Genomic DNA, 16,349 nt, shown 5'->3' on the forward strand with positions numbered 1-16,349 from the left:
CCAGATCAGTCAGCGAACGTTGCCATTCGCCGAGTCGCGGGCTCAGACAGATCGTCATCACCGCCGGTCGGGATTTTCACCCTGCCCTGAAGGTTTTCTTATTCATTTGTTTCAGTATACCACAGTTTTATCCAGACTCTACACTTTTGTCCGATGGAAAATCCCCCCTTCTGGGCATATCCGGTCTATGAGCCAAGCTTTTACACATATAGTTGTAAAGCAAAGGAGGCGACCGCGATGGAAAGCAACCAGAAGGAACAGCGGAATACACCGAGTCCGAAAGCTCTGCGCATGGCCTTGCAGTACATCGTAACCACCGTTCTCCCCCGCATTCTCAGGGAAGACAGCGCACAAGAACCCGGTAAATCCCCCCCATTTCTACTCAAAAGGGACAGAATGGTTCATACTAACGGTAACCATTTCTGCAGGAGGAACAGTCAGCATGAAAATCAAGCTGGTGCAAAACGGGCTGTTCAAAGAAATTGAGGATATTGAAGAAACACGCCGTCCGCCTCGAAACGGATTCTACTGGATTGACGCAGGCCTGTTCGATTTGGATCTTTTGCAACAACGATATGGATTGCATGACTTGGCGATCGAAGACTGCATCGACGAGGAAGAACAACGTCCCAAACTGGAAATATACGAAGACCATTATTTTATCGTGATCAACAGCATTCAATTTGCCAGTCAAGAGATTATGCTGCGGGAAGTCAATCTGTTTTTGGGCAAGGACTTTATTATTACCGTAACCAAGCATCCGATTGAGGAAATGCAAAAAATAACCCGGATTTTGCGCGAAGAGGAAGTGAGCAAACCGGATTATTTTTTGTACCACCTGATTGATCTGATTGTGGAATCGTATTTTCAAGTGATCGAAAAAATTGAAGATCTTATTGAAAAACTTGAGGAAGAAATCTTGCTCAATGCCCACAAATCCCACCTCAACCAGATTATCGGCTTGCGCAGCGAAGTTTTGTACGCTCGAAAGATGCTGATCCCCCAGCGCGATCTGATTGCCGCTTTAAACAAAAAGGAACTTTCCCTGATCCATGACAATCTGCAAAAGTATTTTGGCGATATTTATGAAAACGCCGTTAAAGTCGCGGACAGTTTTGAGACCTTTCGCGAGCTGATCAGCAACTTGCGCGAAGCGTACCAAGCTTCCTTATCCGGGCGGGCAAATGATATTATGCGTGTCTTTACCGCCTTGACGACCATTTTCATGCCGATCACGATCGTCACCGGGATATACGGAATGAACTTCCCTAATATTCCAGAGTTGCATATGCCGTATGGCTATTACATGGTGCTGGCGTTTATTGCATTGCTCGGTGTAACGATGTATCTCGTGTTCAAACGAAAAAACTGGTTATAGTTACATTGGTGGAATTAACGGGTCTGATTCGACAATGACCAAATTAAGCTGCTTGGCCAAATCAATATCATAAGGGTGGGACAGCGCTTTTCCCGCCGGATCGTTCAAAATGCGGACGGTCGGCCTGGTAGGCGCACTCTGTTTGTATTCCACGACAATTCCCGCTTCGCCTGTATTCAAAGTGACATTCATCCCGACCGGATAAAGGGCAACGGTTTCCCGAAACTGCAAGACGAGTTCTTCGACAAACAGCCGCTCAACACCAGCGTACAAAAATTCCATGGCCGTATGCGGCGGCATCGATTTGCGATACACGCGCTGTGTTGTCAAAGCGTCAAATACATCACAAATTCCCATGATCAATGCGTACCGATGAATTTGCTCTCGCTTCAATTGGCGCGGATAGCCGGACCCGTCACAGCGCTCATGGTGCTGATAAGCGCAATGGGCCGCCAGCAAGGAAATTTCATCTTGTTTCCGCAAGATTTCAAATCCGTATTCCGTGTGCTTTTTTACAACTTCAAACTCTTCTTTGGTCAATTTCCCCGGTTTATTGAGGATTTCTTGGGGAATCAGCATTTTGCCGACATCGTGCAAAATGCCGCCCAAGCCAATCTCACTCAATTCTTTGTCGTTGAGTCCAGCTTTCATCCCCAGAGAAACGGAATATAGCGCTACATTGAACGAATGAGTAAAAACGTAATGATCGTAGCCGCTGATGCTTCCCAATAAGTTCATCGCCGACCGGTTTTGTTTCAATTCATCAATGATCGCCGAAATAACTTGTCGAAAACGCCGGTCTAACTGCCCATTGACCATCCGCAATTTATGCGGTTGCTGATCATGCTGCATGCTGCGAAACGTCTCCTGAATCGCCTGCATCGCTTCACGTCGCGTTTCGGCTGAGACAATATCTTCTACTATAATGTCATCGGTCCGGCTGTCATGTATATAGACGCTCGTCACATTTAATGCCACAAGTCGGTCGAGCATCTTTTGAGTCAGCTCCACTCCTTCTCCGATCAGCGTGGTTCCATTGTCGGTGTAAAGGGGTTTGGCCAGTCTATCTCCAGGCTTGCACTGATGCACGGAAAGAAGTCGCATTCTTGTTAACACCTTTCTTTGGTCTCTACTAGTATCTATCGGCAAAACAGCGGTCTTCGTTCAGGCGTGTTAACAGAAGAAAAAAGCTTTCCCCCAGGGAAAGCTTCAAAACATCTTGCGTATTGCTTCACGTCCCAGCATACCGGGGTGGATGCCAATTTGCTCGGCAGTCGTCGTGACCGATTCCAGCGGTGCTTCAAGCAATTCCTCAATTGTTTTGACCCCTACAGCCCGCCCCGCAATGATTTCTCTGCTGGCAAGACGTTCATTCAATAATCCTACGTCGAGTGCTCCGCACATAATATACCCTTTATCCGTGCTGATCGAAAGCAAGGTGGTTTTGGGCAAACGAACCGTTACGGCGATTGCCGTTCCTTCCGCAAACTGAATGGGGTGAACCTCAATCATTTTTCTCTCCCCCTCTGTGACAATTCGTTAAACAGCAGCAGTGAATTGTCTGTTTCCATTCATTTATACTTAGCCTACCATATTCTATGTGAATTGTGTCAAAAAGGTGTATTCCCATCCTAATGGACAAACGAAGTAGAGGGACGTTCATCATCCATCGCCACTTTTCGTCTCAACACTTCAATCATGTAGATGGCCAGCATGTGAAACAGCTCCTCTTCATCCATCGCCTTGACGATCGAATGAAGTTCCTCTTTTGACTGTTCTTCCAATACGCCCACAACAATCGCCGTGATATCCTCCTCATCACCATTGAAGTGTCCCCGATACAATTCGTACAGTTCGTCGATAAATCTCATCTTTTCCCTCCTTGTTTCCCGACGGCCCAAACTGGAACGAGAAAATCACCTTGCTTGCCTACGCTAACTTGTGCCAACGCGTTGCAAAACAGCTTTCCAACAAATGTTCGTCGCTGACGGTCTCCAAGATGATTTCACGCAACATCTCCGGAAGAAAAAACGTCAAGTCGCGGCCTTCCTGCAATTGGGGAAACAATCGATTAAAAATGAACATATCAACAGTCGCAACCCGATACAATTGATTTCGCTCGATCGGATTCCCCGCCAGTCTGATTTGGGTAATGACCGGATGCTCGTCATCCCGGTAATCGATCTCCAAACCATCTACCGCCATCCAGCCCATGACTTTGCCGCGAAAGCCGAATCCATGCAGTTGTCTCTCGATCAGCCTCGGTTGCAGACAAGCCTGAAGCAACTGCCACAGCTCTTCGCCCGTTAAGAGCAACGTGCATGGATTAATCGGATGAGGCAGCGATTGAAGCAAATCCAGCTTGGTTACCGAGCCTGCCGGCAACGATTTTAACAGCAACCCGCTATTGGCCAGACCGATCTCTGCGCCGGTCCATTGGCGCAAGCTGGCGGCCAAAAAGGTGGCCAACGGCGACTCCCTGTCCCACGCAACCGGCAGATCTCTGCGCAAGATCGCGGCTTCCTGACACAACACCTGCCGCGATTTTTGCTCTTCTTGTTCCAAAAAGGAAAGCAGCGCCTGATCGGCAGGATAATCAGCTGCAGCCAACAGTTCCGATTGTGCAGCCGTGACCGATTTTCCGGACAAATCAATCGTCAGCTCCACGTGCCCGATATAATCGCCATACTTGCCTGCTTGGGTAATCAGTGTATGCCCAATTCGTTCACCTTGCTTCAACAAATGATGGCTATGCGCTCCCAAAATTACATCAATCTGGGGAAACTGTTTGGCTAATTCCACATCTTGATTGTAGCCGAGATGAGACAACAGAATGATGGCATCCACCTGCTCCCGCAAAGAGTCGATCTGTTGCCGAAGCAACTCATGCGGCTCCTGGGAGTTCCAGCCGATCGTTTCATAGACAGACGCATACGAAACGGTAACGCCGAGAATGGCAACCTGCAATTGATTCCAGCGATGGATAGCAAACGGCACCGCCCAACGGGGGAGAGTTCCGTCTAATTCGAGCAGATTGCTTACAATGACCGTAAAAGCAGCATGCTGATAAAGAGCATCCAATTTGTCTTTCGGCAGCGTAACGCCTTCATTATTCCCAATCGTCACATATTGATAGCCGCTTTCGTTCAAAACCTGGACATTGGCATGTCCCCAACTTGCTTCCGTCTTGATATTGTAACGATCCAAATGGTCGCCAATGTCGACGGTAAGCACATAATCTCCCCGCTCCTCCCATGCTGCCCGCTGTTGTTTCAGGCAGGAGGCGATGCGCGGCATATTGGAAAATTGGCTGTGCAAGTCGTTGGTGTGCAAAATATGTAAGGTACAAGTACTCGCCATACGTTTTCCTCTCCCCCGAATCTATCTATTGGAATATCGCCTCACCGATCATTTCCAGCGCAATTCCTAACATCATCAGCCGAAGCAAAATAACGATCGTTTTTCCCTTCAGACGAGCGGAGATCACGACGCCCAGTTTTCCGCCGACCCACGCACCCGGCGCCAACAACACGGCATAAAGCCAGTTGATGTAGCCATGAACGCCATTGGTAACAGAACCGACGACGGCCGATAAAAAAATGACCGCCATGGAGGTCGCCGTGGCGATATGGGGCGGAAAGCGGAATAAAACCAGCATTGTCGGCACCATCAGGATTCCCCCGCCTACGCCGAACAAGGAAGAGACCACCCCGACAAAAAAGGCGATCAGGACGACCAGCAGCGGGCTGTAACCATATTCGTGCTTCATCCCGTTTTGTTCGATGAACTGGCGTTTGACCTTCCAATCGATCGCTCTTGGCGACAGTTTGTCTTTGACCATCAGGACGCCGAACATGACCAACTGGAATAATCCGAATAACAAGGAAAAAGACTGGGCATGGAGCATGCCGTTCAAATAAACGCCCGCCACAGAACCCGGTGCGCTTCCGATAAAAAAGAGCAAGGCACTTTGCACATCTACCTTCTTCTGTTTCAAGTAACCGGCCGTCGATGACAGGGCGGTCACGGCAATGACCAACAGCGAGGTAGCCGCCGCGATTTGCGGGGTCATCGAGCCTGGTTGATATTGATTGGCGAAGGAAAGCAAGGCCGGAACAAAAAACAGGCCGCCTCCCAATCCGACCAAGCTGCCGATGATTCCGGCAAGCAAACCGATGGCAAGAAACAAGATGAGCATGATCATAAACATAAGTGAGGTCCTCTTTCCCTAAAACGCTAAAACAATTCCATCTGACGCGGATACAGGCCTGTTGGCTCGATGTTTAGCAGTTGCATCAACCGCTTCGCATTGTTGACCGCATCTCCCCCAGAGTTATTATTAAACAGAATGCAAACTTCATCCGCAGTTTCCTGCAGTTGCTTGATTTTGGGCAGCCAGCTCTGCAGTTCGGCTTCACTGTAATTGTACAAATAACGGACATCCCGCCAATTCGTCCCTTTGCCGGGATCGCGCCATCCCGCCGTATTTCTGCCGTGAAAGCGCACCAAGGCCAGTCTTGGCTCCGTAACCGCGACAACAATCGGAACAGAGCCGTTCGGTACTTGCGGTTCATCACAGACCACATGAGTGACCGCCAACTGTCTTAAAAATTGCAAGGTTTTGTCACAATAGTTCTCGCTAAACCAGCTTTGATGGCGAAACTCTACCGCTAGCGGCAGATCCGGGTAAAGCTGGCGGCAGGCGGCAAGATATTGGACATGATCCTTGGTACAGTCAAACCAGGGCGGAAACTGAAAAAGCACGGCATGCAGCTTTCCCGCCTGGCGCAACGGCTCGATGCTCTCCGCAAAGCGAAGAAACATCTCCTCTCGTTCCAGCTCCGCGCCGCCGCGCCGATGCCCAGTCATCGCCTGATAAGCTTTTACGACAAAACGAAACGCGTCCGGTGTGTCACGCACCCACGTTTCATAGTTTTTTTGTGGTAAGATAGCATAAAACGAACTGTCAATTTCCACGCGAGCGAAATGGCTGGCGTATACGGACAATTTATCTCGATCGCGTACACCCTGCGGGTACAACTCATCGTGGTCTCCCCAACCGCATACGCCGACCTGCAGGTTTCCTTTGTTCATCCTAAATCCTCCAAAAATGTGAAAGGGGGCACCAGCTTGTTAACCGATCTGCTCGGCGATCCCTTTGCGAATAAGGATACCAAAATCTGTATAGATCGAAAAGTGTTAAAACACCTGCTTGCCGAGGCCGAAAGCGCGCTGCCGTTCGAATATTCGGCGTTGTTGGCCGGCCGGGCAAACGCGATCAGCCAATTTGTGGCAGCACCCGCCGCGTCCAGACAGCCTGCCGCTTTCGTCTGGGAAGGACCGGATTTTTTCGCCTCCCTGCGGAAAATAAAAGCAGACGGATTGCTTTGGCAAGGTGTGCTGCATACCCATCCCGCCACGCTCCCGCTTCCGTCCACCGCAGATCGACAAGGCTGGCATTATCCGATGCTCAGCTACTGGATTCTTTCCTTCCCGGGCGGAAAAGCCGATCTTCGACTGTATCGTTACAGCGGCAACCGGTTTGTCCAGCACGACTATGAAATCAGGTAGCAGTGGGTTCGTCTCCGCGCTCAAGATAGAAACGCATCTGCATCTGCATCAGCAATCGCTCAATCGTCGCGCTGTCAGGCTGATCGGGCAAGCGTGTGTTGGCATGGGCTGCCTGCAGCTGGTCATACAAGCTTTGCGCATAAGCAAGCAGATCCGTCAGCTTCCATTGACCTTGCCGAATCGAAAGCAACTCCGCTGCGTTTTCGCGTTTCACCCGCAGAGCGCCTTCCTGCAAAAGTTCGATACCGCATTGCAGCAGCCGAATCAAATGACTGGCATCTTTGCCGTGGTAAGAAGCGGAAGGGTTGTCTGCCTGCGCGGACAGTTTTTGCAGATGTTTGTAAGCGTACCCGCCAAATGAATAAAAAACCCGTTTGGAGAGAAACAGATGGCGATGAGCCCGCAACCGTTCGCCCTCTTCCGTGCAAATTAACCAATGTTCCGTCTCGGCGAACAGCATTTCCAACAAAGTTGGATTCCCTTTCATTGCCAAGCGCACAAATTTGGGCAAACTGTAAATAACCGTATCCGGTTCCGCCAAAGTCGTCTGCTCATACGTTTGCAGCCCAAAAACAGCTTCCGGCGGCGGATAGGCGATGCCACGCAGATCGATGTCGCTTGTCTCTGTGGCCATTCCATAACCGTGACTGCCGGCCAACACCAGACTGATCAAATGCCGGCGAAGAAACGGAGCGGTCTGGTACAAAGGTTCCAACAAAAGATTCACGGTTGCGCTCCTTTTGACTGGACGATATTTCCGATATAGGCAGGTCTGTATCCGGAATCGCTCAGCGCTTTAATGATCTGCTGCTGACGTTGGTCGTGGTAAATCGGCAGCTTCTGAAAATCGTCAAACCGAACCCAGCCTGTCCATAAAATCTCTTCGTTTTCTACACCGCCGGGAATCGGCGTCGTCTCTTCCCCGGCCAATTTGGCCAACACACCTACTCCAACCGTATGTTTTCCTTCACCTGCTTGATCAATCCGCTCATCCACCCACAGCAATCGCTCAAAGTGCACCAATAATCCCGTCTCTTCCCACACTTCCCGCTGCGTGGCTTCCGGTATCGATTCCAAAAATTCAACACTGCCGCCTGGCAAGCTGTAAAAAGCCTCCTCCCCGTTTCTTTCCTTGATCAGCAATATATTCCCCTGGTGTTCAACCACCACCGTTACTCTGAGGCGAAGTTCACTCATCGTTTTCCCCCTTGTGAGTTGCAAGCACCCGCTCGCACACGTACCATTCGTATCATTAGTATAGTATGTGAGACCGGCCAACTCAAACAATGGTGTTGTTCATTTCGCTGCTCCTTTCCGCTTGCGATACGGATTATGCTCCCCGCTAACGGCATCCATCATCATGTCATTTTTCCGATTGGATGGCGGTCACCGAGAAAAGGAAAGAAGACGAACTTAACAAGTTCGTCTTCTACACGAAAAGCAAAATATGAATCGATACCGGCGGGAGAGAATTATCCAATCGAACCTTCCATCTCGAACTTGATCAGACGGTTCATCTCAACCGCGTATTCCATTGGCAATTCTTTCGTAAACGGTTCGATGAAGCCCATGACGATCATCTCGGTCGCTTCCGCTTCCGACAATCCGCGGCTCATCAGATAGAACAGCTGTTCTTCCGATACTTTGGATACGGTCGCTTCATGTTCCAGCGTAATGTTATCGTTCATGATCTCGTTGTACGGGATCGTGTCAGATGTAGACAGTTTATCCAAAATCAGCGTATCGCATTTGATGTTGGATTTGGAGCCTTGCGATTGACGGCCAAACTGCGACAGACCACGGTAGGTTACTTTCCCGCCATCGCGAGAGATCGATTTGGAAATAATCGTTGACGTGCAATCGGGAGCCAGATGCACCATTTTTGCGCCGGCATCCTGATGCTGTCCTTTACCGGCTACCGCGATGGACAAGACCGTTCCTTTGGCACGCGGCCCTTTCATGATCACAGCCGGATATTTCATGGTCAATTTTGAACCGATGTTGCCGTCGATCCATTCCATTGTAGCGTCAGCATAGGCAACCGCACGTTTCGTTACCAGGTTGTAGACGTTGTTGGACCAGTTTTGAATCGTCGTATAACGCACGCGCGCACGTTCTTTCACGATAATTTCCACGACTGCGGAGTGCAACGAGTCCGTACTGTAAATCGGTGCGGTACAGCCTTCTACATAATGGACGAAGCTGTCCTCATCCGCAATGATCAAGGTCCGCTCAAATTGTCCCATATTTTCAGAATTGATCCGGAAATACGCTTGCAACGGCGTCTCCACTTTTACGCCTTTTGGCACATAAATGAAGGACCCGCCGGACCATACTGCTGAGTTCAACGCGGCAAACTTGTTATCGGCTGGCGGAATCACTGTGGCGAAGTACTCTTTGACAATCTCCGGATACAGTTTTACCGCAGAATCCATGTCGGTAAACAGCACGCCTTTTTCTTCCAGGTCTTCCTGCATATTGTGATAAACGACTTCGGATTCGTACTGGGCGGATACCCCGGCAAGGAACTTTTGTTCCGCTTCCGGAATCCCGAGTTTGTCGAAAGTCGCTTTGATTTCCTCAGGAACCTCATCCCAACTGCGGCCGGTTTTTTCCGACGGTTTTACATAGTACGTAATGTCATCAAAATTGAGTCCATCGAGATCGCCGCCCCATTTTGGCATCGGAATTTTATTGAAAATGTCCAATGCTTTCAAGCGGAAATCGAGCATCCACTGTGGTTCTCCCTTGATGCGGGAGATTTCTTCTACGATCTCACGAGTCAAGCCTTTCTTGGTCCGAAAGACGGAAACGTCCTTATCGTGAAAGCCGTATTGATAATCCTGAAGTTCTGGGGCTTTCTTTGCCATAGCTTACTCACTCCTTTTTCTGTTCAAACTGCTTAACACCTTGCTCCAACGCCTTCCAGGCCAAGGTAGCGCATTTGATCCGCGCCGGAAACTTGGCGACGCCCTGCAACGCTTCAATATCACCCAGATCAAGCGAGTCATCTACTTCATGTCCCTGCATTAACTCGGAAAACGCATGCGCGTACTTCAACGCTTCGTCCACCGGCTTGCCTTTGACGGCTTCGGTCATCATCGATGCGGAAGACATGCTGATCGAGCAACCTTCCCCAAGAAATTTGGCATCGGTCACCTTGCCGTCTTCAATTTTCAGCGACAACGAGATGCGATCTCCGCAAGTCGGATTATTCAAATGAACGGTCAAACCATCCGTTTCATCCAGCGTACCACGATTGCGCGGTTTTTGATAGTGATCCATAATCACCCGGCGGTAAAGATCATCAAGAGAGGACATTGCCAAAAAACTCCTTCGTCTTTTTCAACCCGGCTATGAATGCATCAACATCCTCTTCTGTATTGTAAAGGTAAAAGCTTGCCCGTGCGGTAGCCGTTACATTAAACCAGCGCATCAGCGGTTGGGCACAATGGTGTCCGGCTCGTACGGCGATACCGTATGAATCCAGCACGGTTGCCAAATCATGCGGATGCAGGTCAGCCAGGTTAAAAGTTATTAAACTGCTGCGGTTGCTTGTCGGACCGTAAATTGTCAAACCCTCGATCTGTTTCATCTGTTCAATCGCATACGCGACCAGTTTTTTCTCATACGCTTCAATCTGCTCCAAGCCGATCTCACTTAGAAAATCAATTGCCGCCCCCAAACCGATCGCACCGGCGATGATCGGGGTACCGCCCTCAAACCGCCACGGCAACTCTTTCCAGGTCGAATCATACAGATCGACAAAATCAATCATTTCGCCGCCGAATTCAACCGGTTCTACGCGTTCGAGCAGATCGCGTTTTCCGTACAAAACGCCGATCCCCGTCGGACCGCACATTTTGTGTCCGGAGAAGCAATAAAAATCGCAGTTGAGGTCTTGCACATCGATTGGTTTATGCGGAGCGCTCTGCGCACCGTCCACGAGCAAAAACGCGCCATGCTGGTGAGCAATCTCGGCAATTTCCTTGATCGGTACAACATCGCCCAGAACATTGGAAATATGATGGATCGCAACAAACTTAGTATTGTCCGTAATCGTCTCTTTCACTGCTTCCAGTGTGACCGTGCCGTCCTCTGCAAGCGGAATAAACTTGAAGGTGGCGCCGGTCGCCTTGGCAGCTTGCTGCCACGGAATGAAATTGCTGTGGTGTTCCGCCACAGTCGTGACAATCTCATCGCCCGGTCGCAAAAGTCCTCTGACAAAGCCGTGGGCAACAAGGTTGATCGCAGAGGTCGTTCCCCGTGTAAAGACAACTTCCGCCGCCTCTTTGGCGTTAATGTATTGGCGCACCTTTTCGCGTGCGCCTTCATAGCCGTCGGTTGCCTTGGTGCCCAGCGTATGAACACCGCGATGCACATTGGAGTTATACTCCCGATAGTATTTGTTTACAGCTTCAATCACTTGCACCGGTTTTTGCGAAGTTGCCGAACTGTCCAGATAAACCAGCGGATGATCGTTCACCTGCTGGTTTAAAATCGGAAAGTACTGGCGGATTTCCTTGGCATTCATTTAGCCCAACTTCCTTTCAAGCGCCTGCCGAAGTCGATTTTGCACTTCTTCGATTGGGATTTCAGCTACGACTGGTTCCAGGAATCCGAGAATGATCAAGCGTTCCGCTTCTTGGCGCGAAATACCGCGAGACATGAGATAGTAAATGCTCTCTTCGCTCACACGTCCAACGGATGCCGCATGGCCTGCTTTTACGTCATCTTCATCAATCAACAAAATCGGGTTGGCGTCACCGCGCGCTTTTTCACTCAGCATCAAAATGTTCTCCGCTTGTTCGCCGTCGGATTTTTCCGCACCCTTTTCAATTTTGGTAATCCCGTTTAAAATGGTGACCGCTTCCCCGGTCATCACCGCTTTGCTGACCATATTTGATTCCGTGTAAGTGCCGATATGCTGCACTTGCGAGGTCAGATTTTGCCGTTGTGCGCCTGTACCGACGGAGACTGTTTTGGTCTCGGTCTGCGAAGCGACACCTTTCAAAATGGTCGTGTTGTTGGCTACGGTGTTTCCGTCATTGATCTCGCCCAAAATCCATTCCATCTTCCCATCGCGCTCAACAATCGCCCGACGGAACGCATAGTCGTGAACTTCAGTGGAAAGGGAGCGAACAGAAGCAACCTGAACAGAAGCTCCATTTCCAACAAACACTTCGACAATACTGTTGGAGACGAGCGATTGTCCTTCTGCGGAAACGAATGTATCCACATAGGCAACCTTGCTGTTTGCTTCCGCTACGATCAATACGTGCGGGCAAAGCAAGGAAGCGTCGCCTGCCACTTCAAAGACCGCTTGCAGCGGTGCTTCCAACTCGACATTTTTGGGCACATAGACGAACACGCCGCCGTTGACCACTGCTGCATGCAAAGCGGTCAATTTATGTTCATCAAAGGCAACAGCCTGCATCCAATATTTTTGCACCAGATCGCCATGCTCGCGCAAAGCGGTAGCCAAGTCGGCAAAAATCACGCCTTGTTTGGCCAGCTCCTCTGGGATACTGCGATAAACAATGGAGGCATTTTTTTGCACCAGCAAAGATTTTGCCGCGGTCAAATCAATTTCCGCTTTGACCACTTCATCCAGTTGATCGGCCGTTGAAAGCTCTTGTTCCTGTTGAAATGGCTGAAATTGATCAATGTTCCAGTTATCAATTTTGGTTTTCTCCAATTTTGGCAAAGCCAACTCAGCGAAAGAATCCAGGGCGGTCAATCGTTTTTGCAAAAACCATTCCGGTTCCTGATTCGCTTTTGAAAATTGGCTGATAGCTTCGCGGTCGAAGCGGAGTTGTGTTTCAACACTCATCATCAGTACCCCCTCTCCTACACGCTTGCATTAACGGTTTCATCAACGATACCGAGCTCTTCTTTTACCCAATCATAGCCTTCCGCTTCCAGTCTTTCCGCCAGTTCGGAACCGCCGGATTTTACAATGCGTCCTTGCATCATCACATGCACAAAATCAGGTTTCACGTAGTTCAACAAACGCTGATAGTGGGTGATCACCAGGAACCCGCGATCGGCGGAACGCATTTCATTGACGCCGTTTGCGACGATTTTCAGCGCATCGATGTCCAGACCGGAGTCGATTTCATCAAGGATGCAAATGCTTGGTTCTAGCATCATCATTTGCAGGATTTCGTTCCGTTTTTTCTCTCCGCCGGAAAAACCTTCATTGAGGTAGCGATGGGCGAAAGATTCGTCCATTTCCAGAGTGGCCATTTTTTTGTCCATTTCCCGGATAAACTTCATCAGAGAGATTTCGTTGCCTTCACCGCGGCGAGCATTGATCGCAGAACGGAGAAAATCAGAGTTGGTTACCCCGCTGATTTCCGAAGGATATTGCATTGCCAGGAACAGACCGGCGCGAGCCCGCTCGTCCACCGCCATTTCCAATACGTCTTCGCCGTTCAGCGTTACGCTTCCGCTGGTAACTTCATATTTGGGATGCCCCATCAAAGTCGAAGCAAGCGTAGATTTTCCCGTACCGTTCGGACCCATGATGGCGTGAATTTCGCCGCCTTTGATCTCCAGCGAGAGTCCTTTCAAAATTTCCTTATCTTCAATCTTGGCATGAAGATCTTTTATCACCAAATGTGGCACTGCAGTCATTGCTTTTTCCCTCCAATGAACATATCTAAATTGTACTCGATTGATTCCACTCAGCCATTCATCTTAGTATCTCAAAGCCAGAGATTCTCAATCCATTCTCAATTACCATTCTATAATAATAATAATTTTAAATCAAGGAACGCGTCGTTCTTTTTATAAATATTCTTGTTTAGTATGTAAAGAAATCCCAGTTTGAAAAAAGGAGAAAACCGCCTGCCCTGTGCGGGCTTCTGACGGTTTTCCTACATTATCCTTGTAACAAAGCGAGAATCTCTTTTCGCTTGGATGCATACTCTTCATCCGTCAAGACCGGGGTCAGATCGGTTGGAGCAACGCTCTCCAACAGATGATGCCAGGATTTGCACCCTTTGTATTCATCGGCAATCTCAATCACGCTCGGTTGATTTAATTTATATACACGGGCAAACAAGATATGCAGCGGCTTTTTCTTTTTCCAATGGAGACGGACGTCGGCAAAGTTATCGGTCCAGATGTGGTATGGCGCCAGCGCGCGCAGCTTTTCCTCATCAAGCAGTTCGACGTCATCTGTAATATGTGCGATATATTCAACTGTTACCGTCGTTTTCTCCGGACTCCATCCTTCAAGCGTTGATTGCAGCAGCGGATGAAACTCCGGCTTCACCATTTCCGCTTTTTGATGCTCGTAAGTCGGATAGAGATAAAAGGTGTCGTTTTCCAGTTTGAACTCACGCGTTTCTTCATATAAACCGCCTTTGCGGATGGTAATAATCTGGTTTCCCATGCCAAGCGCCTTTATGGCAACAGCCCATTCTTTCAAAGCCAGTGTAGACGTTGGTTGCTGTATTGCGGTAAGGATAACAATCACTCCCCTCTTTTGTCCAAGTGCAGCCTTGATTGTTCATCCTCATTATTGTAGCAAAAGAGGCGGGGAGTTGAAAGTTGGAAAACCGCAAAAAAAGAGTTTTGCCACCAACAGGCGACAAAACTTTTTTTCCATCCAGATGAGCAGGATCGGCTATGCTTTTGGTCCTGCCTGAGCGATTTGTTTGTGTTCAGGAAATTTTTTGGCGAAGTTTTCGGCAAAGCGTTTGGCCAACTCTTCTGCCTGCTTGTCGAAGTCCGCCTTGTTTTCCCACGTATTGCGCGGTTGCAGCACCTCTGCGGGAACGCCCGGACAGGAAACCGGCACTTGCACGCCGAAGGTTGGATCAGTAACGTACTCCACATTGGCCAGTTCCCCATTGAGCGCAGCGGTGACCATCGCACGGGTATAGCCCAGATTGATCCGTTTGCCCACACCGACCGGACCACCCGTCCAACCTGTATTGACCAGGTATACTTGTACATTGTGCTCTTCAATTTTCTTGCCGAGCATCTCCGCATATACGACCGGATGCAGCGGCAAAAACGGCGAACCGAAGCAGGTGGAAAACTCGGTTTGCGGAGTGGTTACGCCGCGCTCTGTCCCCGCCATTTTACTCGTATATCCGGACAGGAAATGATACATCGCTTGCTCTTTGGTCAATCTGGAGATCGGAGGTATTACCCCAAACGAGTCTGCAGTCAAAAAGATGATGACATGGGGATGACCGCCGATACCCGGGATGACAGCGCCAGGGATCATCTCCACAGGGTAAGCGGCACGAGTGTTTTCCGTATAGGTTTTGCTGTCAAAGTCGGCTTGGCGCGTTTCCGGATCAATCACCACATTTTCCAACACCGTGCCAAACTGGATCGCCTGCCAGATTTGCGGTTCTCCCTCTGCGGACAAGTTGATGCATTTGGCGTAGCAACCGCCTTCAATATTAAAGACGCCGTTATCGGACCAACCGTGCTCGTCGTCACCGATCAGATGGCGATTCGGATCAGCCGACAACGTTGTTTTGCCCGTACCGGACAGACCGAAAAACAGCGCAACATCGCCTTCTTTGCCAATGTTGGCGGAGCAGTGCATCGACAGCACATTGCGTTGTGGCAACAGCATGTTCATAATGCTGAAGATCGATTTCTTCATTTCGCCTGCATATTCGGTACCGCCAATCAGGACGATTTTTTGCGTGAAACTGATAATGATAAACGTTTCCGAATGGGTTCCGTGTATCGCCGGATCGGCTTTGAAGCCCGGAACGGAAACAATCGTAAACTCCGCTTGATGCTGTGCCAGCTCTTCCGCTGTCGGACGAATAAACAATTGGCGGGCAAACAAGTTATGCCAAGCATACTCGTTAATCACCCTGATCGGTAAACGAAAGGATCGCTCTGCTCCGGCAAATCCGTCAAAAACGAACAGCTTTTTGCCGTGCAAATATTCCATGACATCCTGGTACAAACGAGTGAAATTGTCTACAGAAAGCGGCTGGTTGACTGGTCCCCAGTTGATCTTGTCGTGAACCGACGCTTCATCGACGACAAACTTGTCTTTGGGCGAGCGGCCTGTATATTTGCCTGTCAACGCATTCAGCGCTCCTTTGTCCGTGAGCACCCCTTCTCCGCGTTGAACAGCAAGTTCCACCAGTTTCGCCACCGGCAAATTAAAATGCGCTTCCGTCGCTTGCAATACTTCATCCAGTTTTGCAGCCGTCTTCGTTTCCATTCGTAAACGAACTCCTTCCCAAAATGAGGTCACCGTGTATGTTTTTTCTTTATTTCGCAAAGTTGATTTGCAATTAGTATATCACATTAAATAAATTGAGACACACCTTTTGGGCGCTTTCTGTTAAAAAAGTGTGAAATGTTTAAAAAAGGTTGGTTGTATCCCTTTTGAGATACAACCAACCTG

General features: G+C 49.3%; 17 protein-coding genes. 2 read left to right on the forward strand and 15 right to left on the reverse strand.

Features of this window, described 5'->3' with window-relative positions; all coding sequences use genetic code 11:
- Positions 1 to 442: 442 nt before the first annotated feature.
- Positions 443 to 1,378 (forward strand): magnesium/cobalt transporter CorA, encoded by a 936-nt coding sequence (gene corA / locus JOD01_RS12975; RefSeq protein WP_204518758.1) that lies wholly within the window; start codon positions 443 to 445, stop codon positions 1,376 to 1,378.
- Here the strand turns inward: corA and JOD01_RS12980 are convergent, their stop codons facing one another.
- The 6 genes from JOD01_RS12980 to JOD01_RS13005 all read right to left on the reverse strand — a co-directional run bounded on the left by JOD01_RS12980 (position 1,379) and on the right by JOD01_RS13005 (position 6,472).
- Positions 1,379 to 2,482, reverse strand: coding sequence for an HD-GYP domain-containing protein (locus JOD01_RS12980; protein WP_204518759.1), 1,104 nt, complete (start codon positions 2,480 to 2,482; stop codon positions 1,379 to 1,381). It abuts the gene before it with no gap.
- Between the two features lie 105 nt (positions 2,483 to 2,587).
- Positions 2,588 to 2,890 (reverse strand): YunC family protein, encoded by a 303-nt coding sequence (locus tag JOD01_RS12985; RefSeq protein ID WP_204518760.1) that lies wholly within the window; start codon positions 2,888 to 2,890, stop codon positions 2,588 to 2,590.
- A gap of 119 nt (positions 2,891 to 3,009) precedes the next feature.
- Complete coding sequence (locus tag JOD01_RS12990) at positions 3,010 to 3,249, reverse strand: DUF6154 family protein (protein ID WP_204518761.1); 240 nt, start codon at positions 3,247 to 3,249, stop codon at positions 3,010 to 3,012.
- 58 nt (positions 3,250 to 3,307) lie between these two features.
- On the reverse strand, positions 3,308 to 4,738 hold the full coding sequence (locus JOD01_RS12995; protein WP_204518762.1) for a bifunctional metallophosphatase/5'-nucleotidase: 1,431 nt from the start codon (positions 4,736 to 4,738) through the stop codon (positions 3,308 to 3,310).
- Between the two features lie 25 nt (positions 4,739 to 4,763).
- Positions 4,764 to 5,588 (reverse strand): sulfite exporter TauE/SafE family protein, encoded by an 825-nt coding sequence (locus JOD01_RS13000; RefSeq protein WP_204518763.1) that lies wholly within the window; start codon positions 5,586 to 5,588, stop codon positions 4,764 to 4,766.
- A 26-nt stretch (positions 5,589 to 5,614) separates the two neighbouring features.
- Complete coding sequence (locus JOD01_RS13005; RefSeq protein ID WP_204518764.1) at positions 5,615 to 6,472, reverse strand: DUF72 domain-containing protein; 858 nt, start codon at positions 6,470 to 6,472, stop codon at positions 5,615 to 5,617.
- A gap of 36 nt (positions 6,473 to 6,508) precedes the next feature.
- Here JOD01_RS13005 and JOD01_RS13010 point away from each other — a divergent pair, with 36 nt between their 5' ends.
- The gene (locus tag JOD01_RS13010) at positions 6,509 to 6,949 is read left to right on the forward strand and encodes a M67 family metallopeptidase (RefSeq protein WP_204518765.1); all 441 of its coding nucleotides are present in this window, start codon (positions 6,509 to 6,511) and stop codon (positions 6,947 to 6,949) included.
- Here JOD01_RS13010 and JOD01_RS13015 read toward each other — a convergent pair.
- The 9 genes from JOD01_RS13015 to pckA all read right to left on the reverse strand — a co-directional run bounded on the left by JOD01_RS13015 (position 6,942) and on the right by pckA (position 16,163).
- Positions 6,942 to 7,676 carry a DNA polymerase beta superfamily protein gene (locus JOD01_RS13015; RefSeq protein ID WP_204518766.1) on the reverse strand — a complete coding sequence of 245 codons (735 nt, stop codon included), beginning with the start codon at positions 7,674 to 7,676 and terminating at the stop codon, positions 6,942 to 6,944. The genes JOD01_RS13010 and JOD01_RS13015 overlap by 8 nt on opposite strands.
- Positions 7,673 to 8,146, reverse strand: coding sequence for an NUDIX domain-containing protein (locus JOD01_RS13020; protein ID WP_204518767.1), 474 nt, complete (start codon positions 8,144 to 8,146; stop codon positions 7,673 to 7,675). Before JOD01_RS13020 ends, JOD01_RS13015 begins: the two co-directional genes overlap by 4 nt.
- 275 nt (positions 8,147 to 8,421) lie before the next feature.
- A complete protein-coding gene (gene sufB / locus JOD01_RS13025; RefSeq protein ID WP_204518768.1) occupies positions 8,422 to 9,819 on the reverse strand; it encodes a Fe-S cluster assembly protein SufB in 1,398 nt (465 codons plus the stop codon).
- A 7-nt stretch (positions 9,820 to 9,826) separates the two neighbouring features.
- Entirely contained in the window at positions 9,827 to 10,270 is a 444-nt protein-coding gene (gene sufU, locus JOD01_RS13030; RefSeq protein ID WP_204518769.1) for a Fe-S cluster assembly sulfur transfer protein SufU, read from the reverse strand.
- The gene (locus JOD01_RS13035; protein WP_204518770.1) at positions 10,257 to 11,483 is read right to left on the reverse strand and encodes a cysteine desulfurase; all 1,227 of its coding nucleotides are present in this window, start codon (positions 11,481 to 11,483) and stop codon (positions 10,257 to 10,259) included. The genes sufU and JOD01_RS13035 overlap by 14 nt, the downstream gene beginning before the upstream one ends.
- Positions 11,484 to 12,782, reverse strand: coding sequence for a Fe-S cluster assembly protein SufD (sufD, locus tag JOD01_RS13040; RefSeq protein ID WP_204518771.1), 1,299 nt, complete (start codon positions 12,780 to 12,782; stop codon positions 11,484 to 11,486).
- 17 nt (positions 12,783 to 12,799) lie between these two features.
- A complete protein-coding gene (gene sufC / locus JOD01_RS13045) occupies positions 12,800 to 13,588 on the reverse strand; it encodes a Fe-S cluster assembly ATPase SufC (RefSeq protein WP_204518772.1) in 789 nt (262 codons plus the stop codon).
- A 247-nt stretch (positions 13,589 to 13,835) separates the two neighbouring features.
- Positions 13,836 to 14,426, reverse strand: a complete 591-nt coding sequence (locus JOD01_RS13050; RefSeq protein ID WP_338028560.1) for a DUF1802 family protein — start codon at positions 14,424 to 14,426, stop codon at positions 13,836 to 13,838.
- 159 nt (positions 14,427 to 14,585) lie between these two features.
- Positions 14,586 to 16,163 (reverse strand): phosphoenolpyruvate carboxykinase (ATP), encoded by a 1,578-nt coding sequence (gene pckA, locus JOD01_RS13055; RefSeq protein WP_204518774.1) that lies wholly within the window; start codon positions 16,161 to 16,163, stop codon positions 14,586 to 14,588.
- Between the last annotated feature and the right edge of the window lie 186 nt (positions 16,164 to 16,349).

The organism is Brevibacillus fulvus, from assembly GCF_016908525.1.
In the GTDB taxonomy this organism is placed as follows: domain Bacteria; phylum Bacillota; class Bacilli; order Brevibacillales; family Brevibacillaceae; genus Brevibacillus_G; species Brevibacillus_G fulvus.